The organism is Acidobacteriota bacterium (genome assembly GCA_026393755.1).
Classification (GTDB): domain Bacteria; phylum Acidobacteriota; class Vicinamibacteria; order Vicinamibacterales; family JAKQTR01; genus JBAXOX01.
Genome location: JAPKZO010000006.1, coordinates 147,424 through 171,664, shown reverse-complemented (window position 1 = coordinate 171,664; position 24,241 = coordinate 147,424). Strand labels below are relative to the sequence as shown.

The following is a 24,241-nucleotide window of genomic DNA, read 5'->3' as shown; positions in this document are numbered from 1 at the left end:
CGGCCCGACCCCGTCTGTATACTGAGGGGATGGATGATTCTCCGGTCCGGCGGACCGCCCTGATCACCGGCGCATCGGCCGGCATCGGGATGGCCTTTGCCCACGTGTTTGCGGAACATGGCTGTGATCTGGTGCTGACCGCCCGCCGAGGCGACCGGCTCGCTGAGCTTGCCGGAACCATCTCCGCCAAGTACGGGAGGCGTGTGCACGTCGTGGCGGCTGATCTCGCCGACCCGTCGGCGCCGGCGGCCATCGAACGAGAGATCGCCAACGCCGGCATCACGATCGATATACTCGTGAACAACGCCGGCTACGGGCTGGCCGGCAGCTTTCTCGACTCCACCTGGGACCAGCATCGCGATTTTCTGCAGGTCATGGTAACGGCCGTCGCCGACCTGACGCACCGCTTTCTGCCCGGCATGATGGCCAGACGGTACGGACGCATCATCAACGTGGCTTCGCTCGCGGGCCTGGTGCCGGCTTCGGCCGGCCACACGCTCTACGCCGCATCGAAAGCGATGCTGATCGCGTTCTCGCAGTCGCTGGCGCTCGAAGCGATCCGCTACGACGTGCACGTGACGGCGCTGTGCCCGGGATTCACCTACAGCGAGTTCCACGACGTCAACGGCATGCGCCCGCAGGTCAGCCAGCTTCCCGCCTTCATGTGGATGGACGCCGATACGGTGGCGCGACAGGGATATGCCGCAGTCATGCGCGGCGACATCGTCTGCATCACCGGCCGCGTGAACCGGTCGATCGCGGTCATCACGCGCATCATGCCGCGGTGGATCACCATGCGTGTGCTCAAACGCGTGGCCAGGAAGTTCAGACGGACGTGACGATGAACGCTCGGGCTGGCCACGCCGTGCGTCCAGGATTCTGGTACCGATGGTGACGATCTGGGCGGCGGCGCTGCTGACGTCGCTGTTGGTGCTCGGCGCCGTCGAGCGCTGGCGACGGGATCGCGCCCACACGCGGGTGCCTCTCAGGATTCACGTCAACGGCACACGCGGTAAGTCCGCCGTGACGCGCCTTGTGGCAGCTGCCCTGCGGGAGGCCGGCATCGCGACGCTGGCCAAGACCACGGGGACCGAGGCGCGGCTCATCCTCCCCGACGGGACCGAAGAACCCATCGAGCGCCGGTCACCGCCCAGCATTCGCGAGCAACTCTGGGTGCTGCGGCGCGCCTCGAGAATCGGGGCCCAGGCCGTTGCGGTCGAGTGCATGGCGATCGACCCGGAGCTCCAACGCGTCTCCGAGCACGAGATGGTCCGTTCCTCGATTGGGGTGATCACCAACGTCCGTCACGATCACGGCAACGTGATGGGCACAACGATCGAGGACGTCGCGTCCGCGCTCGGCGGCACCGTCCCCCGCCGCGGGGTGCTCGTGATTGGGGACCCGGCCGGCGCGGACATCCTCGAACGGATCGCCGCCAGCAACGGCGCCCGCGTGGTGCGAGCGTGGCAGAGCGTCCCCCAGCCGGACTCGTCGGCTGAACCCGGCTGGATGCGCGCAAATGTGTCAACCGCAATCGCCGTGACGCGCGAGCTCGGCATCAGCGACGAGGTGGCGCTGCGCGGGATGAAACGGGCCCGCCCCGATCCGGGAGCAGTGACGACCGCGCTGGTGCACGTCGGGACACGCGACAGGACCGTCGTTGATGCGACGGCGGCCAACGACCCCGATTCGCTCGACGCCATCCTTGGGCGGCGTACGACCCCTCATCTCTTCGTGTTCCAGCACCGAGCCGACCGTCCGTTTCGGCTGCGGCAATTCGCCGATGCGGTCCCCTGGCGCCATCCGGAGGACGTGGTGCTGCTGACAGGCGATCGCCCGGACTGGCAGACATGGCGGCGCGTGAAGCGGGGCCTCGGATCGCGGCGCGCCTCGATCATTCCAACCCGCCGGCTGGCCGAAACTGTCCGCCGCATGCTGGTCACTCTTCCGGCGGCGTCGGCGGTTGTCTGTTGCGGCAACACCAGAGGATTTGACATCGATCGATTCCGCGCAACAGTTGGGGAGGCTTGAGGCATGGTCGAACTGGCCCTGGCGCTGGGCATCGCCATCAACCTGATCTGCACGGAGCTGTTCGGCCTCGCGTCGGGTGGGTTGATCGTGCCGGGCTACCTCGCGCTGCACCTCAACGAGCCCGCGCGCATCGCGTCGACGCTCGCGGTCGCCGCGGTCACCTGGGGAGTGGTGCGTTACGGATGGATGCGGCTGGTCATCCTGTACGGCCGGCGGCGATTCGGCGTCACGGTGCTCACCGGGTTCGTGTTCCACGGCCTGGCCACCGCGTGGATCGGTTCCGCCGGACCTCTGCCCGCCGACCTCCGCGTCGTCGGTTATCTGGTGCCCGGGCTGATCGCCAACAGCGCGCTGTCGCAAGGGCTCTGGTCGACCGTCGGGATGACACTCGTCATCACCGTGATCGTCCGGTTGCTGATGGGCCTCGCTGCCGGCTGGATGGGATGACAAGCAACGCCGATCGATGCGACGAGAGATGATTCGACTGCCGGCGTGGTTGCCCGTGACGCTGGGAGTGACGCTGACGGCTGCGCTGCTGGGTGTGGCATCCGGCCTCCTGCCGCAACCGCGCTGGCCGGCGCTGGCCTCCCCCCGCCATCCCGTGGCCGATGCCCGACTCGCCGATCAGGCCGAGTCCATGATGAGACAGGCGTCGCGACTCATCCGAAGCGCAAAGGAAGGGGCCGGCATCCCACTCGATGAGAGCGGGGCTGATGATCCATCGGGACTGGTGGGCGCCGAAATGACGCCGCTGGTCACGACGCTTGGGAGCCTGGAATCGAAGCAGGTGTCGACGTCGCCGGCCTGGGCTCGCGTGCTGGTGGCTCAACTGGCGGGAGCCGGCGTCACCCGTGGGTCGATCGTCGCCGCGTCGTTTTCGGGATCGTTTCCTGGGCTGAACCTCGCCGTCACGTGCGCATGTCGCGCCCTGGGCGCGCGACTGGTTGCGGCGTCCTCTGTCACCAGTTCAACCTGGGGCGCCAACCAACCGGGCTTCACGTGGCCGGAGATGGAGGCGCGCCTCGTCGGTGCCGGTTTCATCGAGGCGGTGTCGATCGGGGTCTCGACCGGGGGTGAGGACGACCGCGCGGCTGACCTGGAACCCGACCGACGGATGCTCGCCGACCAGATCGCTGACCGCGCCGCGGCGGCGCTTCAGGCCGTCAGGCTGCGACCGTCACACTACTCGCAGGCGGTGGCGTTGCGGCTCGAGTTGTTCGACCGCGCCGCCGGCCGCCGGCCCATCGCGGTCTACATCAACATCGGCGGATCACAGGCCAGCATCGGCCGTTCGATGACGGTGCTCAAGCTCAAGAGCGGATGGCTTGGGCGCGAGTCGTTCGACGACGGACCCGACGCCGGAGTCATGGCGCAGATGGCCAGACGCGGGGTCAGCGTGCTTCACCTGCTGAACATCCGCGATCTCGCCGTGCGATGGGGGATCGTGACCTGACTCGAAGTTCATCACCCGGGCTTGGCACCCCAACGCGGGTGCCGCGGCCTGGACCGGCGCAGCTCGGGCTATTCTCCACTACAGGCGACATAGCGAAAACAGGAGACCAGGTGGTCGTTCACCATCCCGGTGGCCTGCATGTGGGCATAACAGATCGTCGGACCTACAAACCTGAAGCCGCGCTGCCGCAGGTCCCGGCTCATCGCATCCGATTCCGGCGTGCGTGCGGGAATCTGCCGCGTCGACGTCCACGCGTTGACCATCGGCCGTCCGTCAACCCGTCGCCAGATGTACTCGTCGAAGCTGCCGAACGCGTCCTGCACCGCCAGAAACGCGCGCGCATTGGAAACCGCCGATTCCACTTTGAGCCGGTTGCGGATGATGCCAGGGTTGCGAAGCAGCCGTTCGACACGAGTCTTGCTGTATCGAGCGACTCTGACCGGATCAAATCCGTCGAAGGCCTCCCGGTAGTGATCGCGCTTTCGCAACACGGTGATCCAGCTCAGCCCGGCCTGCGCGCCCTCGAGCACGAGCATTTCGAACAGGCGGTGCTCGTCGTGCAGGGGCACGCCCCACTCGTGATCGTGATACTGAACGTAGAGCGGATCGGTACCAGCCCACGGACAGCGATTCTGGGCGGTCATCGCGCCGCCGGGCGGCACGTCACACGGGCGACCCGGTTGTGGTCCTGCCCCGTGGTCATGTGGTGTCATGTCGATCGAGCACTTCGCGCACCTTGCGCGGCAGCTCCTCAACCGAATACGGCTTGCCAACGAAGTGGGCCACGCGGTCCAGCACGCCATGGCGCAGAATCGCATCGTCGGTATAGCCGGACGTGTAGAGCACCTTCATCTTCGGGTGGGTGACCAGAATCCGTGCCACCAGGTCCGGGCCGCTGATGCCCGGCATGACGACGTCTGTCAACACCAGGTGCACGGAGCCGTCGCATTGCGCCAGCACCCTCAGGGCTTCCTCGCCGTTGCCAGCTATGAGCACCTGGTAGCCGGCCGACTGCAGCATCCGCCGGGCCACGCCGGCGAGCGCCTCCTCGTCCTCGACGATGAGGATGGTCTCGGTACCGGTGACGAGGGCACGAGCGGAAACCGGCTCCTCCAGCGATATCCGGTTGTCCACACGTGGCAGGTAGATCGTGAATGTTGTCCCGTTGCCCGGTTCGCTCTCCACATCGACGCTGCCGCCGCTCTGCTTGATGATGCCGTACACGGTGGCCAGTCCAATCCCGGTCCCCTTCCCTGACGGCTTCGTCGTGAAGAACGGCTCGAATATGTGCGCGCGGGTGGCCGCGTCCATTCCCGCGCCCGTGTCGCTGACCGTCACCATCACGTGTGGACCGGGTCGCAGCAATGGGTAAACCGCCCCGTTGGACGCGTCGATCTCGACGTCTCGCGTGTCGATCGTCAGCGTGCCGCCATCGGGCATGGCGTCACGGGCATTGACGGCCAGGTTCAGGACCACTTGCTGGATCTGCCCCGGATCGGCCTTGACGAAGCCGACACCCGTCGCCGACTTCACCACCAGCTTGATGTGTTCGCCGATCAGGCGCTGGAGCATGCTCCGCATGTCGGCCATGACCGAACGCAGATCGAGCACGATCGGGTTCATGATCTGCTTGCGGCTGAACGCGAGCAGTTGTCGGGTGAGCGCGGCCGCTCGTTCTCCGGCTTCGTGAATGTCCTGCAGGTCCGCGCGGAGCGGATGGTCCTTGGCGAGATCCGCCGAGGCCAGATCCGCCGTGCCGTTGATGACGGTCAGCAGGTTGTTGAAGTCGTGGGCGATGCCGCCGGCGAGCCGTCCAACCGTCTCCATCTTCTGGGCCTGCAGGAACTGGGCCTGCAGCTGTTTCTCGTCGGTGAGATCCCGCTTGATGGCAACGAAGTGCGTGATCTGGCCGGAGACGTCCTTGACGGGTGTGATGCTCTGCTTTTCGACGTACTGGCTCCCGTCCTTGCGGCGGTTCGTCATCTCACCGCACCAGACTTGGCCGCAGAGAATCGTCTCCCAGAGGCGGGTGTAGAACGCCCGGTCGTGGACGCCGGACTTGACCAGATCCCGGGGATTCCTGCCGAGCGCTTCGTCCGCCCCGTAGCCAGTGAGGGCCGTAAACGCGGGGTTGATCCAGCGAATGGCGCCATCGCGGTCGGTGATGACGATGGCGTTGGCCGCCGCGTTCAGGGCCGCGCTCTGCAACCGCAGTTCCGCTTCCGCCCGTTTGCGGTCGGTGACGTCGTTGGCCAGCACCAGCCTCGCCCGGCGGCCGAGAAAGTTCACATTGTGGGACGTAATCTCGACATCGATGATCGTGCCGTCGCGCTTGCGATGCAACCACGTCCCTGAGGTGCCCAGGCCCGACTGCCCCGCCAGATGATCCACCCTCTCTTGCAGCCGCGGCACGTCCTCCGTCGGACGGATATCCGCGATGGTCATCGACAGAAATTCGTCTTCCGTGTAGCTGTAGTGCGCGACGGCAGCCTCGTTGACGGCGAGGAACTGCAGCGTCTCGACGTCGTAGACCCACATCGGGTGCGGGTTCGACTGGAACAGGTCGCGGTAGCGGGCTTCACTGGCGCGCAGATCGCGCTCGGCATCGAGCCTCGCGCCAGCGTGTCTGCGCTCGGCGCGCAGCGCGCCGACCCAGATCATCACCAGCGCCGGCAACGCGACCGCGGCGGCAATCAACGAAGCCGACACGTGCCGGCGCTGCGCGGCAAGGTGCGCGTCGTATCTGGCGCTCAGCGTGGAGCGGAGCCGCTGCAGACCGCTGGCGTAGGACTGCTTCGCGACCTCGTAGGCCGGAGACGCCAGGAGTGCGGAGGCTTCGACTCGTTGACCTCGATGCACCAGATCGAGCGCCTGGTATTCCAGCGCGACCAGGACGCGATTGGCGGCATCCGTCTGCCGAGCCGCCTCATGTGCGAACAGGTCGGGCGCCTCCCGCCGAACCTGCTGGAGCGCCGCGTCCAGTTTCGGTTCCGTCTGACGGTAGCGTGTCTCCCACTGCTCCTCGCCCGTCGCCGCTGCCAGGCGCGCCGACATGGTCAGCGCCTCGTCGAGTTCGCCGATCAGCGCGCTCGCCTCCGCCAGGCGGGACGCCGGCGACAGGGACGCCTCAAAATCGCGGTAAGAGACCCACGTCATCCAGGCCGAGCCGCACAGGTAGGCGAGCGTCAGCCCCACGGCGAGGAACACGATCCGCCGGTACCGGCGCCTGGCTGCCGAATCGGCTGACCGCGATGGAGGCTCGGAGTCGGTCATGCTAAGTGTCTGGACGCACGCGCTCCCGCTGTCGCCCTGAGTCGCGCCGACACAGGACGCCCACGACTTTAGAGAAATCGCCGACCCGTATGCCAGAGTATGGGACCCGTGACCCTCTAACGCAAGCCGATTCCGCTATATTTCCCCTACATAGCCGGGCGGATCGATTCGTTGAACACCCAGCCGCGCCTCCGTCCCTCCGAGACGATGAGCGAGCCCGGAATACTTTCCACGGATCGGACGCCAGGCGTGAGCTGACCTCGTACCGCCAGGCCGAGGACGATCGCGGCGTGCCAGCCGGTCAGCCGCTGCATGGCGGTGAAGCCGGTCGCTTCGTCGTAGCGATCGATCAACTCCACGGTGACCTCGGAGGGCTGACCGGCGAGATCGCCGCGCCCGGTGACCCGCATCACGCAGATATCGCGAACGGCCGCGCCACGCGCGCCAATGCGCGGCTCCAGCAGGGCGTGCAGAACTTCCCGGGGCACGACGGTCACGCCGCCGGCCTCGATCGGATTGAGGCTGAAGAGGCCCAGTTGGTCATAGGCCCTCAAGAGCGCGCAGTGGCCCACGTACCGCATGGTCTTGTTCTCGAGCCGGTCGAGCGTGCCTTTCCAGGTCCACGGCGCGGTGGACAGCCCGCCCGACGTGACGAAGGCTTCAAGTCGTCCGACCGGTGGCGCAAACTCCAGTTCCTCGCGGTCGGTCAGGCACGGCACTTCGGTCACCTCGCCATGGCGAAGAAAGTAGGCCGACCCGGCGTATTCATTCGTGAGGCCGCTCATCGCGAACGTGCAGACATAGTTCCACGGCGGCTGCGGATCCTGCGGGAGCCCTCCATCCCAGATCAGCACCTCGCGGGGACGATCGAGCTTCTCCATCACGTAGGCCGCGAGTGACACGTTGAGGCCGGGCCCCATCCCGCAGTCGGGCGCGACGGTGATGCCCGCCCGTTTTGCCTCGCCGTCGAAGGCGTGCTGCTGGCGCACCACGCCAGTGTGGCCGCCGAGATCGCATAGATGCGCCTTGATCGACACAGCCAGTTCGGTGAGGCCGAGGTTGAGGTTGTAGTGAGCCGCGCTCAGGATCGCATCAGTGCCGTGCAGCACTGATCGAAGCATCGCCAGATTCGTGGCGTCACACTGTGCGGCCTGCGCGATCGAACGATCGAGCAGACGATTGACCGTTGCAGCGGCCGCGGTCGCGATCTCCAGGTTGGCATCGACCAGCAGCACGCGCGACGCGTCTCCGAACTTTCCGAGGTCGTAGGCCGCGGCGACACCCTGCCGGCCCGCACCGATAACTGCGTATGCGTAAGACATGATTCCTCCTGCGTGGAAATGATCTCAGGACGTCGGGGCGAGACCGCTCAACGCGGTCGCGCCCCGGGGGGGCGGAAACCCGGGGGCCGCGATCACACGTCCGTGGGGAGGTGTCGTCAGAGGCCGGCGCTGAGCGCGCACAGGCGGCTCGGCGTCCACGTGTAGATGAACCTGGCCTCTGACATCTGGACTCTCTGGAGCAGCTATAGTTGATCGGCGAGCAGTTCGTTGACCTTCTTCATCACCGCAAACGCGTCGGCGACATACAGCACGTCGGCCTTGCCGCGCCCCCATCCGCAGTTCGGATCGAGATTGACAGCCCGACGCTCGGTGACGAACCTCCAGCCTACCACGTGTGGCTCTTCGCCGTGACAGCACGTGGCGAGCCCTTTCGGATGGCGGGGGCTCGCACCGGTCTGGCCAATCTGGTTGAGGTGCGTCATGAAGCGCAGGATGAGCTGCCCTTCCCCGCTCAGGTCGACGAGCGACTTGCTGCCGCCGAGCGAGGCACGGCTCTTCTTGAGGAAATCCAGGATGTAGGCCTCAGCGTCGGCCGGGTGCGGCAGCCCATCAGCCTGCTTCTTGGTCCAGCCAGCGCCGGCCACAAACAGCAAGTCCGCATCCGGTCGGATCGTCTGCTGTTCCGCCGCCGGTGCGGCGATGCCGGTGACGGTCGTCCGCGCCAGCGACGGATCGGGCGGGACGGTGATGGCTTCGGCCGAGGCGTGGCCCGCAGCCCCTGACCACGCGGGGCACGCGCCCGGATCGATCAGCACCATCCATGGGCGCTCGGTGCGCCGCAGCGTGCCCTCCATGCGCTGCCGGTAGAACCACCGCGTCGCCCCAAGCGCGCCATCGGCGACGCCCAATCCGGTCGCGTGCGTGTCGACGCGGCCACCCAGACGGTGCGCCACCCCCGGCAGCACACGCGCAAACCGCGACGTCATGGGGGCAACGATGACGCTGGCTCCCACGTGACGGGCGACCGCTTCGGCGGCGGCCGCGTCGGTCGCGTAACGCGACTGTCCGAATTCCGGCGCGTCGGCGGCCACGAACTTCTCCGCCCCGCACGTGGCCAGGCGGTCAATCGATGGCTGCAACCCATGACCGATGAGGCCGACGGTGAACCCTGCAGCGCCAAGTTCGCCGCTGATGCGCGCGCCCACCGCGACGGCCTCGAGTGCCGCTTTCGGCAGCGCGCCGTCCGCGTCGTTGTGCAGCAGTACCAGAATCGTTTCCATTACGCCCCCCGCACCCACGCGACGATCTCGCGCGCAATCTCGTCTGGCGACACGTCTTTGACGATGCGCGTGTCGCGCAACTGTTTTGGCTGCTCGACACGCACGAAGCTCAGGCCGCCTCCGGCCACAGGCGTGGCCTTGGCCTTCTGGAGCGCCGGCATGACGCCCCGCATGTTGGCCATCCCCACCTGCGGGTTGTTCGGGGGCTCGGCGAGATGGCCGGTCGCCCACCCGATCACCGCGGGCGGACCCTGCACGCTCGACACCTGGTGACGGCCTCCCTCGATTCGCTCGAGCACCCGCAGCGACCCGTCGTCTTCCACCGTCAGCCGATCGACTCCCTGGAATTGATCGAAAATGCCGAGCCGCTCGCCGACCAGCTGCATCGTGACACCGGAGCACCGGGTCGCCGATTCCCATCCCCCGAACACCAGCAGCCTGGTCTTGTCGAGGCCCGCGATTCCGTTGATGGCGTCGGCCAGCACCGCGGCCGTCGCGTGCGCATCCACGAATCCGCCCGCCGGACCGTCGAGCGCTACCAGTTCGAACGGCACCTTCTGGGCGATCGTCATCATCACCTGTTGCAGTTTGGCCTTCGGCCCGAGGCTGACAAGCCAGACCCTGCTGCCGGGCGCGCTCTTTGCGAGATTGGCCGCCTCGTACAGCGCGTGCGCGGCCCACGGATCGAGTACGTTGGGCAGCAGCATTTCGTTCTTCAGCCCGGGGCCGCCTGGAAGGATCACCGGCTCGAGCGTCTGCAGCGGGTCGGGTGCGACGCTGCCGCACACGACGATGTGAAACGGATGGCTCACGACGTATTCTCCTTGCACACGGGCGCGATGAATCGCGCCCCTACGAACCGCTTCTCAATTCTCCGTCGAATGCAGCCCACCTGAGCCGGCGCGGAACTGGAGATTGGGCCGATCCGGATTCCCAGGAAGCGGCCGGGTGCAGCTCCAGTAGCACGCGCCGCAGTGAATGCACTTCTCCCGATCGAACGCCGGCACGTTGCCGGAGCCCGGCATCAGCGCCTGCCCCGAACAGATCTCGATGCAGAGCTTTGTCTGGCAGTCCCTGCAGAGGGCGGGATCGTGGAAGACCACATGGTCGGCGTACCCGGCAGCCGCCTGCACCTTGCCGCCGACCAGCAGTGCGTCCTGATGGGAGACCAGCAACGCGCCGTCGTACGGGATGGCGGGCCAGCCCGCGCGATCCAACATCGCCATGTGCAGCGGCTGGCCCGACTGCGCGCACTCGCGCGTGATCCGATCGATCTCGGCGGCCGGGATGCGATGGCCGAAGTACTGCATGAGCGTGCGCACGCGTTCGTGCGGCCGCTTCGGCTCGACCGGCACGAACAGTCTGCCGCCGGAGAGCCCGGAGAGCGCCATGCCGACAAGTCCGGTCACTACGCCGATGTGGAATCCGTCACGAGCCCGCTCGGCCACCACCCCTTCGTGCTCGACCCAGCTGCGGCGGCGCCTCGCGACGTACGCCTCGTCGAGCGCCTCTCGCGTGAACGGCTTGCCGGCAGCCAGCAGGTCGGTGACGGCGTGGGCGAGCAGCGCGCCGGTCATCCAGGCCTCGTCGACGCCCGATCCGGTCAGGACGTTCGTGCTGCCCGAGCCTTCGCCGATCCGTGCGTAGCCATTGCCCGCCAGGTACGGCTCTCCGCGTTTGCCCGATTCCTGCAGCGACTTGGCTCCCCACGATCGCATCCGGCCGCCTTGCAGATGCCGCCACAAGTATGGGTGCATCATCCAGTGTTGCAGGTAGCGATAAGCCGTTCGGACCGGGCTGTCGAACCAGGACGGGACAAAGATGCCCAGCGACGCGGTGCGCGCGTCGTTGACGTACAGGAATCCGAAGATCTCTGGCTCCGGATAGCCGAAGGTATGCACGACCGTCCCAGGTTCGAGTCCTGAGTCCTCGCGCAGGTCCACGACCATCTTCATGCCGAGGGCCCAATCGCGCACGTGGTGACCGGGCGGAAGGCCGAAGTGATCGTCAAGCTGCCGCCCGACCGGGCCGACCGGGCCGTCGGCGACCACGGTGAGCGCGGCGCGAACGTCCATGCCCGGCATGTACCCTGCATCGGGCTCGCCGGTACGGGTCGTCCCCTGATCGACCAGGCGCACTCCAGCGACCGCGTCGCCTTCGATGAGCGCCTCGGCGACTGGCGTGCCCGGCCACAACTGGATGGTACCCGACCCCATCACCTGGCCTCCGACCCACTGCATGAACTGACCGAGCGACAGGATGAGTCCGTCATCTTTCCGAAGGAAATCGGGGATGTACGGCAGTTCGAGTGCGTGATGACGATAGGGCAACACGGCGCTCAGCCCGCGAATGACGCGATCACCAACCTGCAGGGCGAGCGACCGGCGGCTGGCGCCAATCGGATCGAGCAGGTAGGCTACACGCTCGTGGCGGACGGCCGCCGCCATCGGGACCTGCGCGGGATCGAAGTCCGGAAATGTTTCCCGGATCGCGCGTGCGCGGGTCACGACGCCAGACACTGCCGTGCCAAGATCGTCGGCACGCTCAAAACACGTAACCTGCAGCGGCATTCCGGGGGCGACGCGGCTCTCGATGGCCGTCGTGCCGTCCTCTCTGACGATCGCTCGCGACAGCGTGCTGAGGAACCCGGCTGCCGCGGGGCCGAACCCGACGCAGACGATATCCACGTCCATCGACTGGCGCGGGGTGGGATCTTCGGAGTCGGACATAGGCAAGAAGCAATCTACAGCGGGTACCCCAGCGCCTCCGGAATCATCACGCGCATCAGCCCTTCGGCGGCGCGATCCTTCGCGAGCCGCGCGCCAGCCAGGCAGCTGTCCAGCTTCGTCCGCATCCGCAAGAACGGCTCCAGCCCTTCGGTGCCGGCACACGGGCCGGCTTTCACCGGATGCGACCCATCGGCCTCGATGACGTGGCCGTCGATATGGGCCGTCGCCGCGATCCCGGTGATGACGTCCTCGGACGACTTGAATCCGTCGGCCGGGTCGCACGCGGATAGCCCGTGTCCGTCCGGCGCCGGTTGGCGACGATAGCCGAAGATGAGCTCGGCCGAGATGCGGCCGACCTCGCCGGCGGCCCGCGCCGTCTGCACGTGACAGAGATCCATCAGGAATGGCGCCAGCGTGGGCAGTTGCTCCGCCACCACCGGGTTCTCCCAGCCCCGCGTCATCAGGTTGAGGACATCGAGTACCTGCTGACGCGTCGCCAACAGCCAGGCCAGGGCATCGGCCAGGGGGAACGTCACGAGCGTCCAGAGCCACAATTGCATCGCGGTGGCCAGCGTGCAGGCACCGGTGCCCGGATGCTCTGATGCGACCTGCCGCATCTCGGTCGTCCAGTGTCCGAATTGGGCCAGGAACAGCTCGTTGGTCATCGTGATCGAGAGCTGGCGACGCTGCACGGCCTCAGGCCCCTCGTACGTGGCTTCGAGCTGCGAGTCCATCCACTTGTAACCCAGGAATCCCGGGCAATCTTCCGTGATGCCGTACCCGCCGACCAGGCTGACGGCCTCGCGCATCACGTTGGCGCCGTGGCCGGTATTCCACAGCTTGACGGCCGGACAAATCACGTTGGCCACGGCATCCAGCAGCACGAAACGCACCATCGGATCGGCGGCGAGTGCGTCGTACCGCTCGGTGTTGCGCTGGTCGGGCCGGCGATGGGATTGGGCGAGGTACTCGAGCGCGTCCTTCGAGATCTTCGCGAGCGCCTTCATCTGAGCGCGGCCGCGGTCGATGCCTCGTTCGGCGAAGAAGGCATCCTTCTGGCGTTCGATCGGATCGAGCTCGTCGAATACGCGCGCCGCTTCGAAACCAAGCGCCGCCGCCGCCTCGCCGGTCGCCCAGATGTCCACGAGGCGATGGAGCACGTCCTCCTTCTGCTGAAGCCCGAATTCGTAGCGCGGCGACCCGGGCACTATGCCCTCGCCGCCGCGGAACCGGCCGCGATGATAGCGGATCACCGGCTCGATGGCCGACAGCAGCTTGGCCGCGGTCATCAGCCCGACGGTCACGCGCGTGCGCCGGAACACGGCTTCGATCACTTCGCCGTGCGAGAAGTTCGGAATGATGACGCCATTGATGACGGTGTAGCCGCCGACAATTCTGCTGGCCGGAACGCGAAGACTGAAAACGGGATCGCGTGTCGACGAAAGCTGATGCACGAGTTTGCGCGCGGGGACGCCGCGGTCGAAGATCCCGGGATCGGTCTTCTCCAGGATCACCATGCAGCTGCCTTTGATTCGCTCGTCGGCCGAATCCACCGCGGCCGAAACGAAATCGGCGAATCCCATGCCCGTGATGAACCTGCCTCGCTTGTCGATCTGGAGGATCGGCTCCTGGCCCTCCTCCCAGACGGCCACGCGCGCCTTCCCGCCGAGCAGTCCCGTCTCGACGCCGACGTACGGAATCGGCTCGGTCAACGCGAACGCGCCGCGCCAGGGCTCGCGCTCTCCGCCCGGCACTGGCGCCGCAGCGGACATGTAGAACGCGCGCTGCTGTTCCGTGCCGCGCTCGTGGATGGGCCCCAGCGCCAGGAAGTTGGCGAGATTGGACGTCGCAGCCCCGGCATCGACCCAGGCCAGTTCAAACGCGACAATGGCGAGCGCAAGGTTCTTCGGGCCTTCGATGAACCCGCCGTGTTCGACGTCGAGACCGACCGCGCTCAATCCCGCTTCGTCGCACGCCTTGAGCAGTTCGTCCTTCTCGGGCGTCCATTCGTGCGAATTACGCCCCCCGGCGGCCACCAGCCTGGCCACGGGGCCGCGGGCCACACCCCGCGCCGACTGCACCAGCATCTGCAGGTCGTATCGATCGGCATACCGCCATAAAATGGCCCGAACATCGTCGTCGGGCAACGTGCGAAGCATAAGTAGAGTCCTTCCGATGAAGAGCGCAGGCGGCCGAACGGCGGAGACACGCAGGCAACCGGTCTCAAGACCCGTGCTTGCGGGCCCAATGCACACCGCTCACGCAGGTCTTGAAGCCGTCCCCATTAAAGTACTTCGGTTGGCAGGGATTGATCAATGGGTGTAACGTGTCCCGAGGTTGGCCGCCGTTCCCGAGGACCGTGAACACACGGAGCAGGAAGGCCAGAATGGATGCGTAGGGGCACGGCATGCCGTGCCCGCCGAGGAGCCGGAAGAACCACCACCATGAAAGCCGTAGTATTGCGTGAGCTCGGAGGCCCCGACACACTCGTCCTTGAACAGGTCTCGGATCCGACGCCAGGGCCGCGGCAGGCGCTGGTGCGGGTGCGCGCGGCCGCGCTCAACCATCGGGACGCCTGGATTCGAAGAGGGCTCTACGCGGGCATCACCCTGCCCGTCATCCTCGGCTCCGACGGCGCGGGCGAGGTCGTGGGCGTGGGCGAGGGCGTCGATCGCTCATTGATCGGATCAGAGGTCGTCATCAATCCGAGCCTCGACTGGGGCGCTGACGATCGCGCGCAGGGATCGGGGTACCGCATCCTCGGCCTCCCCGACAACGGCACATACGCCGATCTGGTCGCGGTTCCCGTCAGCAACCTGTTTCCCAGGCCGGCGGCGCTCACGTGGACGGAAGCCGCCGCCATCCCGCTCGCCGGACTGACGGCCTATCGTGCGGTGTTCACGCGCGCCCAGGTGAAAGCGGGAGAGACGGTTCTCGTCACCGGGGTCGGCGGCGGCGTCGCGACGCTGGCGCTGCTCTTTGCGCACCACGCCGGCGCGCGCGTCCTGGTCACCTCAGGCAGCGACGACAAGCTCGCCCGCGCCCGCGACCTCGGGGCGGTGGGAGGTGTGAACTACCGCGCCGAGGCCTGGGGCAAACTGGTACAGCAACTGGCGGGCGGCGGCCCGGATGTCATCATCGACAGCGCGGGCAAAGACGTCTTTCCCACGCTGATTGACATCATCAGACCGGGCGGCCGCATCGTCACGTTCGGGACTACTACCGGGTCGCTCTCCACGATTGAAGTGCGCAAGATCTTCTGGAAACAGATCTCGATTCTTGGCAGCACGATGGGCACGCCGCGCGAGTTCGCGAGCATGCTGGCGTTGTTTGAGGGCGGTCTCAAGCCCGTCGTGGACCGCGTATTTGCGCTGGCGGATTGCGCCGCCGCCCACCGACGGATGGACCAGGCCGATCAGTTCGGCAAGATCGTGCTTACGATCGCGTAGAAGAGCGTCCGTCCCGCGCGGGCGGGACCATCTTCAGCATCAGCACGCCAAGGCCCAGGACGAGCGTGCCGGCCAGCGTAAGCGGCCAGCCAAGGAACGCCTGCGTACTCGCGCCGAACCAGTCGCCCAGGCCCTTGTCGAAGACGAGAGTCGCCGCGATGCCGTTGTTGAGCGCATGGCCGATGATGCCGCACCAGATCGATCCGGTCCGCCAGACGAGCCAGGTCAGCAGCCCCCCGATGAACATCGTCGGCAGCAGGCGGTAGATGGAGCTGTGTGCGAGTCCGAACAGCAGCGCACACACGAAAATGGCGGGCACCATGCCGAGTGTGCGCAGGCCCGACAGCACGAGTCCGCGGAAGAAGAACTCCTCGCACAGCGCAGGCGTGACGGCAATCAGCAGCCACACCACCCAGAGCGAGGTCGGCTGACCATCGAGCAGCAGGACCTTCTCGAGGGCATGCACGAGCGACTCGGGGGGAGGCAGGAGCCGGATGAGGACGCCGCCGACAAACGCCCACGCGGAACACCCGATGAGCACGGCTGCCAGCACGCCAAGTACGGGCGGGCGCCGGAGTGACAAGGTGGTCCTCGCCGGGAAGCCGAACGCCGCCATCAGGAGCAGCGTCGGCAGCAGGAAGAACCCATATTCAGTGACGAGGAGGGTGGTGACGGTGCCTGCACGCTCGAGTAGAAGGCTTCCATAGAAGGTCAGCACGAGCACGACGGCAAACGCAGTCAGCACGAACGTCGGACCAGGCCGGCTCCCTCTCGTCCGCTCGAAGCCAAGCAGGCTGCGAACCGATTCGTGCCCTCCAAGCAGCACCTGTTCACGTTCGAACACCCGCGCCGCCAGCAACAGTGCCAGCAGGGCGTACGCCGTCGACGAGATGAGCACGAGAAACACGAGATCGGCGGCGGCCTCGGAAACGAGCAGCGCCTTGATCAGCAAGGCGATGTTGACCACCGGCACGAAGGCCGTCCAGCCGTTCAGCTCGACGCCGCGCAGCATCGTGACGCCGGCCGGCAGCGCGAGCAGCATGTACACTGGCGTGAGGAAGTTCTGTCCGTCCTTGAAGTCCTTCGCAAAGGCCGCGACCGCCAGAAAGATCGCCGTGATGAAGAACGTCACGGGCAGCAGCATGACGAACGTCAGCACGAAAGTGGAAGGCGCGACACTCATCTGCTCGCCCGGCAGGATGCGCATCAGCGTCGCACCGAGCGACGCCACGTTGGCGAGCGCCGCGATCAGACTCACGATCCACACGGCCAGAAACTTGCCCGCAATGATCTCGACCGACCGGAGGGGCGCGCAAAGCAGCGTCTGCATCGTGCCCCGCTCCTTTTCTCCCGCCGTCAGATCGATCGCCGGGTAGAACCCGCCAAGCAGCGACATCGTCACCAGCATGAACGGCAGGACGAGGCCAAGCAGCTGCCCGGTTCGTCGGCTCTCGGGCGCGACATTGGTCGAACGCAGGTCGAGCCCGATCGCGAAGCCCTCGTCGAGACCGCGCTGGCGCTGCCGTTCGCGCACCAGCGACTGGCGGAGTTCGGTGAGCCCTTCGAACACCCGGCGCTCGGCCTCGGCGGAATCCTCGCGAACCGAATCGAAGTAGATCGACACGCCGCCGGCCCGCCCCTCGGCCACAGCCGATGCGACGTCCGGCCAGACGACCAGCACCGCGTCCACACGGCGATCGACAATGGCCGCCCGCGCCGCGTCCAGCACGGGCGAGGCCGATTCGGTTGTCCCGCGGACGGGATCGCCCGAGCGATCGCGCGCTCCGGCCGCGTCCTTCTCGGTCTTGGCCGAGAGCGCCGGCCTCTTCAACGTGCCTTGCTCGAGCCCCTCCTTCACATCGCGCGGCGCATGGGCCCAGGCTTCCACCTGGAGCTTGCCCTCACGCTTCAGCGCGTTCTCCAGTCCGGAGAGCCCGCTGCCCCAGACGGCCACGCGGGATTCCCGCCCCTCGGTCGCTTCCCGGGTGGATTCCTGGAGCTTGCCGAACCCCATGATGATGATCGGATACAGCAGCACGGGAAGCGCGACCATCATCAACAGCGTGCGGCGATCACGCAGCGTCTCGGTAAGTTCCTTGAAGACGATGGTGCGAACCAGGTGAAGCCTCATGACGTCGCCGCCATCCCCGACGTCACCGCCTCGCGGCCGATCTGGTGAAGGAACGCGTCGGTCAGGTTCCGGCTCCCCGATCGCTCAAGCAGCATCTCCAGGGTCCCCTGGTCGATGATGCGGCCTTCATGCAGGAGCACAATCCGGTCGCAGAGGTACTCGGCTTCGCTCATGATGTGCGTCGAGAACAGCACGGCGCGCCCGGCGGCGCGCTGCCGACGGATCGATTCGACGATGAACTGCCCCGAGACCACGTCGAGGGCCGCGGTCGGCTCGTCGAGAATCAGCAGGTCGGGGTCGTGCAGGAATGCGCGCGCGATATTGGCCCGCTGCCGCTGCCCGGTCGACAGCGTCGAGCACGGCCGGCCGGCGAAATCATTCATCTCGAGTTCGTCGACCAGTTGCCGAATCCGCGCCTCGAGCGCCGCCGGCGCGACGCTGTAAAGACGGCCGAAATAGCGCAACACTTCAATGGTCGACAGCCGTTGATACAACTGGGTATCGCCGGAAAGGAATCCCAGCCGGCGCTTGGCCTCGAGCGGGTACTCGTGAATGTCGGTGCCGCCAATCCGCACGTGGCCTTCGTCGGGCGTCAGGATGCCGGCCAGCATCCGCAGCGTCGTGGTCTTGCCGGCGCCATTCGGTCCAAGCAGGCCCACGACCTCACCCGACGCAACCGAAACGCTGACCTGCTGAACGGCGGACACGGCCCCGAATCGTTTGACCAGCCCTTCCGCGACGAGCGTTGGGATCATCCTGACCTCCGGCTGCGATATCCTAACAGACTGGGGAGTCTTCCATGGCCGTGCCGCACTTGTTTACGCCGCTGATCATTCGTGACGTCACGTTCCGCAACCGGATTGGCGTCTCGCCGATGTGCCAGTACTCCAGCGAGGACGGTTGCGCCACCGACTGGCATCTGGTCCACCTGGGAAGCCGCGCCGTCGGCGGCGCGGGCCTCGTAATGACCGAGGCCACGGCGGTGTTGCCGAGGGGCCGCATCAGCCCCGCCGATCTTGGAATCTGGGATGACCACCACATCCCGGGACTCAGGCGGGTGGTCGATTTCGTCAGGGCACAGGGCGCCGTCGCGGGCATTCAACTCGCGCATGCCGGGCGCAAGGCCAGCACGGCGCCGCCCTGGATGGGCGGGCGCGTGGTCGGCGTCGCTGATGGCGGATGGCCCGTGGCCGGGCCGAGCGCGGTGCCGTTCGACGCGCACTCACCCGACCCCGAAGCGCTCACCGCCGGCGGCATCGCGGAGACTGTTGCGGCCTTTGCCGCAGCGGCGCGCAGAGCGAGGGATGCCGGATTCGATGTCGTCGAGATTCACGCCGCCCATGGCTACCTGATCCACGAGTTTCTCTCGCCGATAGCCAACACGCGCGCAGACGAATACGGCGGGTCGTACGACAATCGCACGCGGCTGCTGAAACAGGTGTGCGCTGCCGTCCGGCAGGAGTGGCCCGCGTCGAAGCCGATGTTCGTCCGCATATCGGCCACCGACTGGGCCGAGGGCGGCTGGCGCGCCGAAGATGCCGTGGCGCTGGCCCACCACCTGTCGCGGCACGGGGTCGACCTCATCGATTGCTCGTCGGGCGGCATTGCGCCGGGCATCGCCATTCCGGCCGGACCGGGATTCCAGGTGCCGTTCTCGCAGCGGATCAAGGACACCGTGCCGATGTTGACCGCGGCCGTCGGGTTCATCACCTCGCCCGCCCAGGCCGATCAGATTATCCGCACCGAGCAGGCGGACATGGTGCTGCTGGCGCGCGAGATGCTCCGCGATCCGTACTGGCCGCTGCACGCGGCGCGCACGCTCGGCCACGACGTGCCGTGGCCGAATCAGTACGCGAGAGCCAAGTAGCTGGGAAATCGCGCGGAGGCGTGCCCTTGACTCGCTTTTGACATTGGCCCCATGGTACCGTCTGCATCGCCGAGTCATTGATGAAGACCGACACGAGCACAGACGCACCGCCGCCGCAACCGCCAACCGCGCGCCCGTCGCGGGTGCAGCTGTTTGCGACGTGCCTGGTCGACCGGTTCTTCCCCGGTGTGGGCCACGCGACTGTCGCGGTACTCGAACGGGCCGGCGTCGCCGTCGATGTGCCAGCCGACCAGACATGCTGCGGCCAACCGGCTCTTAATGGCGGCTTCACCGATCATGCCCGGGCGATGGCGCGGCATACGATCGACGTCCTGTCGGCCAGCCCCGACCCGGTCGTCGTGCCGTCGGGTTCGTGCGCCGACATGATCGTGAACCACTATCCGGAGCTGCTCGCGCAGGATGCGGTCTACGGTCCGAAGGCCCGCGAACTCGCGTCGCGAACCTGGGAGCTGTCGCAGTTCATTGTCGATGTGCTGGGCCAGAGCGATCCCGGATCCCGCACGAACACCCGGCTCGCCTATCACGCATCGTGCCACGGCCTGCGCGGGCTCGATCTTCGCGAGGCGCCGCGTCAGTTGCTCGGGGCGGCGACGGGCGGGCGATGCGCGGACCTGCCGGACGCTGAAACGTGTTGCGGGTTTGGCGGCTTGTTCGCGATCAAGATGGCTCCCGTCTCGGCGGCGATGCTCGAAGCGAAGATCGCATCAATCGAGAGCAGCGGCGCCGAGGCCGTGGTGGCGACCGACGTCAGCTGCCTGATGCACATCGGCGGCGGGCTCCGCAGGCGGCGCAGTCCCGTCCGGATCATGCACATCGCCGAAGTCCTCGCGGGATCCGACCATGAGTGAGTCGACCTCCCGCGGAGCGGCTGCGAAGGCCCACGCCGAGGCCGATGTCGCCGGCGCCGCGTTCCACACGCGCATCGACACGGCGCTTGGAGACGGAAAGCTGCGCCAGGCGCTGTCGATGACCACGGGCCGGCTCGCCACGGGCCGCGCCACCGCCTTTGCCGCGCTGCCGTACGCCGAGGCCCTGCGAGTCGCGGCGCAGCGGATTCGCGCCCACACAATCGCACACCTCGATCGCTACCTCGTCGAGTTCACCACGAATGCCGAGCGCGCCGGATGCCGCATCCATTGGGCAGAGACGGCAGCCGACGCCGCACGCATGGTCGTGGAGATTGCCCGGGCCAGCGGAGTCTCTCTCGCCGTCAAGTCGAAGTCGATGTTGAGCGAGGAGATCGAACTCAACAGCGCCCTGGAATCGGCTGGCATCCGCGTCGTCGAAACGGACCTCGGCGAGTTCGTCGTCCAGCTGGCGGGGGACAGGCCGTCGCACATCATCGCGCCCATCGTGCATCGTCGCCGCGAGGACGTGGCGGCGCTGTTCCGCGAGAAGCTCGGGGCCACCGACGAAGAGGTGGCGACCATCCCCGCGATGACGGCATTCGCCAGGAAGACGCTGCGCGACCAGTTCGTCGGTGCCGGCATGGGCGTCAGCGGCGTCAACCTCGCCGTCGCCGACACCGGCAGCCTCTGCCTCGTGACCAACGAGGGAAACGGCCGGCTGACGACGACCTTGCCACGGGTCCACGTCGCGCTGCTGGGATTGGAGCGGCTCGTCCCGACCTCGGCCGATCTGAGCGTCGTGCTGCAGCTGCTCGCACGAAGCGCAACGGGCCAGGCGATGCCGGTCTACACAAACGTGCTGACGGGGCCACGGCGTCGTGGCAGCGCCGCCGATGCTGGCGGCGGCGAACCGGACGGCCCCGACCAGCTCCACATCGTCATCGTGGACAACGGCCGCACGAGACTGCTGGGTTCCGAACTGGCGGAAATCCTCTATTGCGTCCGCTGCGGCGCCTGCCTGAACGTCTGCCCAGTCTACCGCCAGATTGGCGGCCACGCGTACGGTGGCGTCTACCCGGGGCCAGTTGGATCGGTAGTGATGCCCGGCCTCGAGGGACTTGGTGCCTGGTCGGAGCTTCCGCAGGCCAGCAGCCTCTGCGGCGCATGCCGCGACGTCTGCCCTGTCCGCATCGACCTGCCGCGATTGCTCCTGAAGCTGCGCGCGCAGGCGGTTCGCCAATCGCTCGGGCCGGCGTGGCTCAGACTTGGCATGCGGATCTTCGCGGCCGTGGCGACGCGCCCGGCCGTGTATCGCCACGTGGGCAATCTGGTGGGCCGAATCGGCGCGGCCGTCGCCCCAGACGGGTGGTTGACGAGGCTCCCCGGACCGCTCGCGGCCTGGACCCAGTCGCGAGATTTCCCTGCCCCGGCTGCCAAGTCGTTTACGCAGTCGTGGCGCCCGAAGCGCGGGGCGGAACGGACCCGCCGATGACGAACTCACGCGATCGGGTGCTCGGGGCTGTCCGCGACGCGCTGCTTCGGGCGGAGCTTCCGCATTCGTCGGCAGATCGTCCGTTCTATGCCGTCCCGCCAGAGGCAACGGGCGCGGAAGATCCGATCGAACAATTCGCGCAGGCGCTTGTCGCGCTTGCCGGCGAGGTGCATCATGCGCATTCGCTCGCGACGATCAGCGACACGATCATCGGCATCGCCCGCGCCTCTGGAGCCTCGTCATATCTGAGCTGGAACGAGGACGCTATCGAATGCGCCGGACTGGTCGACACGCTGACGTCGCGCGGACTGCATCGCATGGCATATGATCTCCCATTCGATCAGCACGGCCGCGACGAGCGTATTCGCGTGTTGGCGCAGGTCGGAATCGGCGTGACCGGCGCTGACGCGGCGCTGGCCGACAGCGGGGCGATCGTGCTGGCAAGCGGGCCCGGACGCGGACGGCTCGCCTCGCTGCTGCCGCCAGTGCACATCGCGGTGGTGAAGCGGGACCGGATATTCCCGTCGCTACCGGCGCTCCTGGTCGCGCGGCCGGATCTGGTGGGGGCTGGAAGCAACCTGGTCGCGATCGCGGGCCCGAGTCGGACGGCCGATATTGAAATGACGTTGACCCACGGCGTGCACGGCCCGAAACACGTGCACGTGATCCTGATCCCATGAGCAAACCGCTGAGCATCCCCGGACTCGGAACGCTGGCCGACCAGACGGGCCTGCTCTCGCTCGATGCCTGCAGCGACGGCACGTTCCGCGTCGGCCGCGACGGCGTGGAGCGGATCCTGACGCCCGCGGACGGCCGCGTCGAGTTTGTCGTGTTTGCTGACCGCACACTGGCCTACGTCAAATCGGCGCTGGGATATGCCGCGTACTACCCGGTGCACCCCGTGCAGATCGAGCGGCCCGTTCGCGCGGTGCTGATGGATCTGGACGGCACCACCGTGCGCAGCGAACCGTTCTGGGTGTGGATGATCGAGCAGGCCACCGCCAGCCTGCTCGGGCGGCCGTCGTTTTCGCTCGAGACGTCCGACCTCCCGTTCGTATCCGGCTTCAGCGTGTCGGAGCATCTGCAGTACTGCATCACCAAGTACTGCCCGGACAAGACCGTCGAGCAGGCTCGCCGGTACTACTTTGAGCACACGCGCCGCGAGATGCGCGAGATTCTCGAAGGGCGCGGCCGCACCGACGTCTTCGTGCCGACGCCTGGCCTTAGGGATTTTCTGCTGGCGCTCAAGGCCGACGGCATCAGGATTGGCGTGGTCACGTCAGGCTTGCACGAGAAGGCCTGGCCCGAACTGGTCGCCGCGTTCAGGACGATGGATCTGGGCGACCCGGCCGCGTTCTACGATGCCATCATCACCGCGGGGTATCCGGTCGGCCACGGCCGCGCCGGCACCCTCGGCGAACTGTCTCCCAAGCCGCACCCGTGGCTCTACGCCGAGATCTCCAGAATCGGGCTCGGGATCGAGTTCGACCAGCGCAACCATGTGCTCGGAATCGAGGATAGCGGCGCCGGCGTCTGTGCGATTCGGCTGGCCGGCTTCCCCACTATCGGGATCGCAGGGGGCAATATCATTCAGAGCGGAACGCGTCCGCTCTGCGAGCACTACTGCGACTCGCTCGCCGACGTGCTGACCGTCATTCGAAGTTCGGAGGCCGCTTGATGAATATCGTGCTGCTCGGCCCGCCCGGGGCGGGAAAGGGAACGCAGGCTGATGCCCTGACCCGCGCACTGGGCATCCTTCAGGTCTCAACCGGGGACATCATCCGGACCGCCATCAAGAGCCAGACGCCTCAAGGCCTCGAGTTCAAGAAGTACGCGGAGGCCGGCGCGCTCGTGCCCGACGCGCTCGTGCACGCGCTGGTCGAGCACCGGCTGACGCAGCCGGACTGCCAGCCCGGATTCCTGCTCGACGGGTTTCCGCGGACGGTCGTCCAGGCCCAGTGGCTGGATCAGATGCTCCACCGCTACAGCCGGTCTCTCTCCCACGTCCTGTTGATTGAAGTCGAAGATGCCGCGATTCTGGAGCGCATCGTGGGCCGGGCAACCGACCCGATCACCGGGCACATCTACCACCTGAAATTCGATCCGCCGCCGACAGCGGAGATCGCGGCGCGGGTGCTGATTCGACAGGACGACACCGCCGACGTCCTGATCAGGCGTCTGCAGGAATACCACAGCAAGACCCAGCCGCTGATTCCATACTATGAGCAAGCCGGCCTGCTGCGGAGAATAGACGGCGTCGGCTCGGTCGACACGGTGAAATCGCGCATGTTCGGCGCCATCGGATTGGGCCCGCCGGCGTAGCAGGAGGCGCGACCCGTCACGCCCTTACGGCCCTTGGCACGCAGAAGCTGCCGAAGGCAGCG

20 protein-coding genes are annotated in these 24,241 nt (G+C 67.0%); 11 read left to right on the top strand and 9 right to left on the bottom strand.

What is annotated here, in order from left to right; translation table 11 throughout:
- Positions 1-29: 29 nt before the first annotated feature.
- From NTV05_03120 to pgsW, 4 genes are read left to right on the top strand one after another with little or no spacing between them, the layout of a single operon-like run.
- The gene (locus NTV05_03120) at positions 30-839 is read left to right on the top strand and encodes an SDR family oxidoreductase (GenBank protein MCX6543388.1); all 810 of its coding nucleotides are present in this window, start codon (positions 30-32) and stop codon (positions 837-839) included.
- Positions 840-888: 49 nt separating this feature from the next.
- Positions 889-2,031, top strand: coding sequence for a poly-gamma-glutamate synthase PgsB (gene pgsB / locus NTV05_03115; protein ID MCX6543387.1), 1,143 nt, complete (start codon positions 889-891; stop codon positions 2,029-2,031).
- Positions 2,032-2,034: 3 nt separating this feature from the next.
- Positions 2,035-2,478 carry a poly-gamma-glutamate biosynthesis protein PgsC gene (pgsC, locus tag NTV05_03110; GenBank protein MCX6543386.1) on the top strand — a complete coding sequence of 148 codons (444 nt, stop codon included), beginning with the start codon at positions 2,035-2,037 and terminating at the stop codon, positions 2,476-2,478.
- A 28-nt stretch (positions 2,479-2,506) separates the two neighbouring features.
- Positions 2,507-3,484, top strand: a complete 978-nt coding sequence (gene pgsW / locus NTV05_03105) for a poly-gamma-glutamate system protein (GenBank protein ID MCX6543385.1) — start codon at positions 2,507-2,509, stop codon at positions 3,482-3,484.
- A 68-nt stretch (positions 3,485-3,552) separates the two neighbouring features.
- Here pgsW and NTV05_03100 read toward each other — a convergent pair whose 3' ends face one another.
- From NTV05_03100 to NTV05_03070, 7 genes are all read right to left on the bottom strand, one after another.
- On the bottom strand, positions 3,553-4,128 hold the full coding sequence (locus tag NTV05_03100) for a DNA-3-methyladenine glycosylase I (protein MCX6543384.1): 576 nt from the start codon (positions 4,126-4,128) through the stop codon (positions 3,553-3,555).
- 55 nt (positions 4,129-4,183) lie between these two features.
- The gene (locus NTV05_03095) at positions 4,184-6,757 is read right to left on the bottom strand and encodes a PAS domain S-box protein (GenBank protein MCX6543383.1); all 2,574 of its coding nucleotides are present in this window, start codon (positions 6,755-6,757) and stop codon (positions 4,184-4,186) included.
- Positions 6,758-6,903: 146 nt separating this feature from the next.
- On the bottom strand, positions 6,904-8,079 hold the full coding sequence (locus NTV05_03090; protein MCX6543382.1) for a saccharopine dehydrogenase NADP-binding domain-containing protein: 1,176 nt from the start codon (positions 8,077-8,079) through the stop codon (positions 6,904-6,906).
- 203 nt (positions 8,080-8,282) lie between these two features.
- Entirely contained in the window at positions 8,283-9,320 is a 1,038-nt protein-coding gene (locus NTV05_03085; GenBank protein ID MCX6543381.1) for an electron transfer flavoprotein subunit alpha, read from the bottom strand.
- Complete coding sequence (locus tag NTV05_03080; GenBank protein MCX6543380.1) at positions 9,320-10,132, bottom strand: electron transfer flavoprotein subunit beta; 813 nt, start codon at positions 10,130-10,132, stop codon at positions 9,320-9,322. The genes NTV05_03085 and NTV05_03080 overlap by 1 nt, the downstream gene beginning before the upstream one ends.
- Before the next feature lie 54 nt (positions 10,133-10,186).
- The gene (locus NTV05_03075; protein MCX6543379.1) at positions 10,187-12,049 is read right to left on the bottom strand and encodes a 4Fe-4S ferredoxin; all 1,863 of its coding nucleotides are present in this window, start codon (positions 12,047-12,049) and stop codon (positions 10,187-10,189) included.
- Positions 12,050-12,063: 14 nt separating this feature from the next.
- On the bottom strand, positions 12,064-14,208 hold the full coding sequence (locus NTV05_03070) for an acyl-CoA/acyl-ACP dehydrogenase (GenBank protein MCX6543378.1): 2,145 nt from the start codon (positions 14,206-14,208) through the stop codon (positions 12,064-12,066).
- A 285-nt stretch (positions 14,209-14,493) separates the two neighbouring features.
- On the opposite strand from NTV05_03070, the gene NTV05_03065 reads away from it, so the two are divergent.
- Positions 14,494-15,498, top strand: a complete 1,005-nt coding sequence (locus NTV05_03065; protein ID MCX6543377.1) for a zinc-binding dehydrogenase — start codon at positions 14,494-14,496, stop codon at positions 15,496-15,498.
- On the opposite strand, the gene NTV05_03060 is transcribed toward NTV05_03065, so the two are convergent.
- Together NTV05_03060 and NTV05_03055 are read right to left on the bottom strand one after the other, a co-directional pair.
- The gene (locus NTV05_03060; GenBank protein ID MCX6543376.1) at positions 15,485-17,629 is read right to left on the bottom strand and encodes an ABC transporter permease subunit; all 2,145 of its coding nucleotides are present in this window, start codon (positions 17,627-17,629) and stop codon (positions 15,485-15,487) included. The genes NTV05_03065 and NTV05_03060 overlap by 14 nt on opposite strands.
- Positions 17,626-18,384, bottom strand: coding sequence for an ABC transporter ATP-binding protein (locus NTV05_03055; GenBank protein MCX6543375.1), 759 nt, complete (start codon positions 18,382-18,384; stop codon positions 17,626-17,628). Before NTV05_03055 ends, NTV05_03060 begins: the two co-directional genes overlap by 4 nt.
- Positions 18,385-18,428: 44 nt before the next feature.
- Between NTV05_03055 and NTV05_03050 the strand changes: the two genes are divergently transcribed.
- From NTV05_03050 to NTV05_03025, 6 genes are all read left to right on the top strand, one after another.
- The gene (locus NTV05_03050; GenBank protein ID MCX6543374.1) at positions 18,429-19,496 is read left to right on the top strand and encodes an NADH:flavin oxidoreductase/NADH oxidase; all 1,068 of its coding nucleotides are present in this window, start codon (positions 18,429-18,431) and stop codon (positions 19,494-19,496) included.
- 80 nt (positions 19,497-19,576) lie between these two features.
- Positions 19,577-20,365 (top strand): (Fe-S)-binding protein, encoded by a 789-nt coding sequence (locus NTV05_03045; protein MCX6543373.1) that lies wholly within the window; start codon positions 19,577-19,579, stop codon positions 20,363-20,365.
- Complete coding sequence (locus NTV05_03040; GenBank protein ID MCX6543372.1) at positions 20,358-21,857, top strand: LutB/LldF family L-lactate oxidation iron-sulfur protein; 1,500 nt, start codon at positions 20,358-20,360, stop codon at positions 21,855-21,857. Before NTV05_03045 ends, NTV05_03040 begins: the two co-directional genes overlap by 8 nt.
- Positions 21,854-22,537, top strand: coding sequence for a lactate utilization protein (locus NTV05_03035; GenBank protein MCX6543371.1), 684 nt, complete (start codon positions 21,854-21,856; stop codon positions 22,535-22,537). Before NTV05_03040 ends, NTV05_03035 begins: the two co-directional genes overlap by 4 nt.
- Complete coding sequence (locus tag NTV05_03030) at positions 22,534-23,535, top strand: HAD hydrolase-like protein (GenBank protein ID MCX6543370.1); 1,002 nt, start codon at positions 22,534-22,536, stop codon at positions 23,533-23,535. The genes NTV05_03035 and NTV05_03030 overlap by 4 nt, the downstream gene beginning before the upstream one ends.
- Complete coding sequence (locus NTV05_03025; protein MCX6543369.1) at positions 23,535-24,179, top strand: adenylate kinase; 645 nt, start codon at positions 23,535-23,537, stop codon at positions 24,177-24,179. The genes NTV05_03030 and NTV05_03025 overlap by 1 nt, the downstream gene beginning before the upstream one ends.
- Positions 24,180-24,241 lie beyond the last annotated feature (62 nt).

What these genes read in the sequence shown, in the direction of transcription:
- NTV05_03030 (MCX6543370.1), top strand. Translation starts at nt 22,534, where the DNA reads ATGAGCAAACCGCTGAGCATCCCCGGACTCGGAACGCTGGCCGACCAG.
- NTV05_03045 (MCX6543373.1), top strand. Translation starts at nt 19,577, where the DNA reads ATGAAGACCGACACGAGCACAGACGCACCGCCGCCGCAACCGCCAACC.
- NTV05_03040 (MCX6543372.1), top strand. Translation starts at nt 20,358, where the DNA reads ATGAGTGAGTCGACCTCCCGCGGAGCGGCTGCGAAGGCCCACGCCGAG.
- pgsB (MCX6543387.1), top strand. Translation starts at nt 889, where the DNA reads ATGGTGACGATCTGGGCGGCGGCGCTGCTGACGTCGCTGTTGGTGCTC.
- NTV05_03055 (MCX6543375.1), bottom strand. Translation starts at nt 18,384, where the DNA reads ATGATCCCAACGCTCGTCGCGGAAGGGCTGGTCAAACGATTCGGGGCC.
- NTV05_03035 (MCX6543371.1), top strand. Translation starts at nt 21,854, where the DNA reads ATGACGAACTCACGCGATCGGGTGCTCGGGGCTGTCCGCGACGCGCTG.
- NTV05_03075 (MCX6543379.1), bottom strand. Translation starts at nt 12,049, where the DNA reads ATGTCCGACTCCGAAGATCCCACCCCGCGCCAGTCGATGGACGTGGAT.
- pgsC (MCX6543386.1), top strand. Translation starts at nt 2,035, where the DNA reads ATGGTCGAACTGGCCCTGGCGCTGGGCATCGCCATCAACCTGATCTGC.
- pgsW (MCX6543385.1), top strand. Translation starts at nt 2,507, where the DNA reads ATGATTCGACTGCCGGCGTGGTTGCCCGTGACGCTGGGAGTGACGCTG.
- NTV05_03085 (MCX6543381.1), bottom strand. Translation starts at nt 9,320, where the DNA reads ATGGAAACGATTCTGGTACTGCTGCACAACGACGCGGACGGCGCGCTG.
- NTV05_03065 (MCX6543377.1), top strand. Translation starts at nt 14,494, where the DNA reads ATGAAAGCCGTAGTATTGCGTGAGCTCGGAGGCCCCGACACACTCGTC.
- NTV05_03025 (MCX6543369.1), top strand. Translation starts at nt 23,535, where the DNA reads ATGAATATCGTGCTGCTCGGCCCGCCCGGGGCGGGAAAGGGAACGCAG.
- NTV05_03060 (MCX6543376.1), bottom strand. Translation starts at nt 17,629, where the DNA reads ATGAGGCTTCACCTGGTTCGCACCATCGTCTTCAAGGAACTTACCGAG.
- NTV05_03070 (MCX6543378.1), bottom strand. Translation starts at nt 14,208, where the DNA reads ATGCTTCGCACGTTGCCCGACGACGATGTTCGGGCCATTTTATGGCGG.
- NTV05_03095 (MCX6543383.1), bottom strand. Translation starts at nt 6,757, where the DNA reads ATGACCGACTCCGAGCCTCCATCGCGGTCAGCCGATTCGGCAGCCAGG.
- NTV05_03120 (MCX6543388.1), top strand. Translation starts at nt 30, where the DNA reads ATGGATGATTCTCCGGTCCGGCGGACCGCCCTGATCACCGGCGCATCG.
- NTV05_03050 (MCX6543374.1), top strand. Translation starts at nt 18,429, where the DNA reads ATGGCCGTGCCGCACTTGTTTACGCCGCTGATCATTCGTGACGTCACG.
- NTV05_03100 (MCX6543384.1), bottom strand. Translation starts at nt 4,128, where the DNA reads ATGACCGCCCAGAATCGCTGTCCGTGGGCTGGTACCGATCCGCTCTAC.
- NTV05_03090 (MCX6543382.1), bottom strand. Translation starts at nt 8,079, where the DNA reads ATGTCTTACGCATACGCAGTTATCGGTGCGGGCCGGCAGGGTGTCGCC.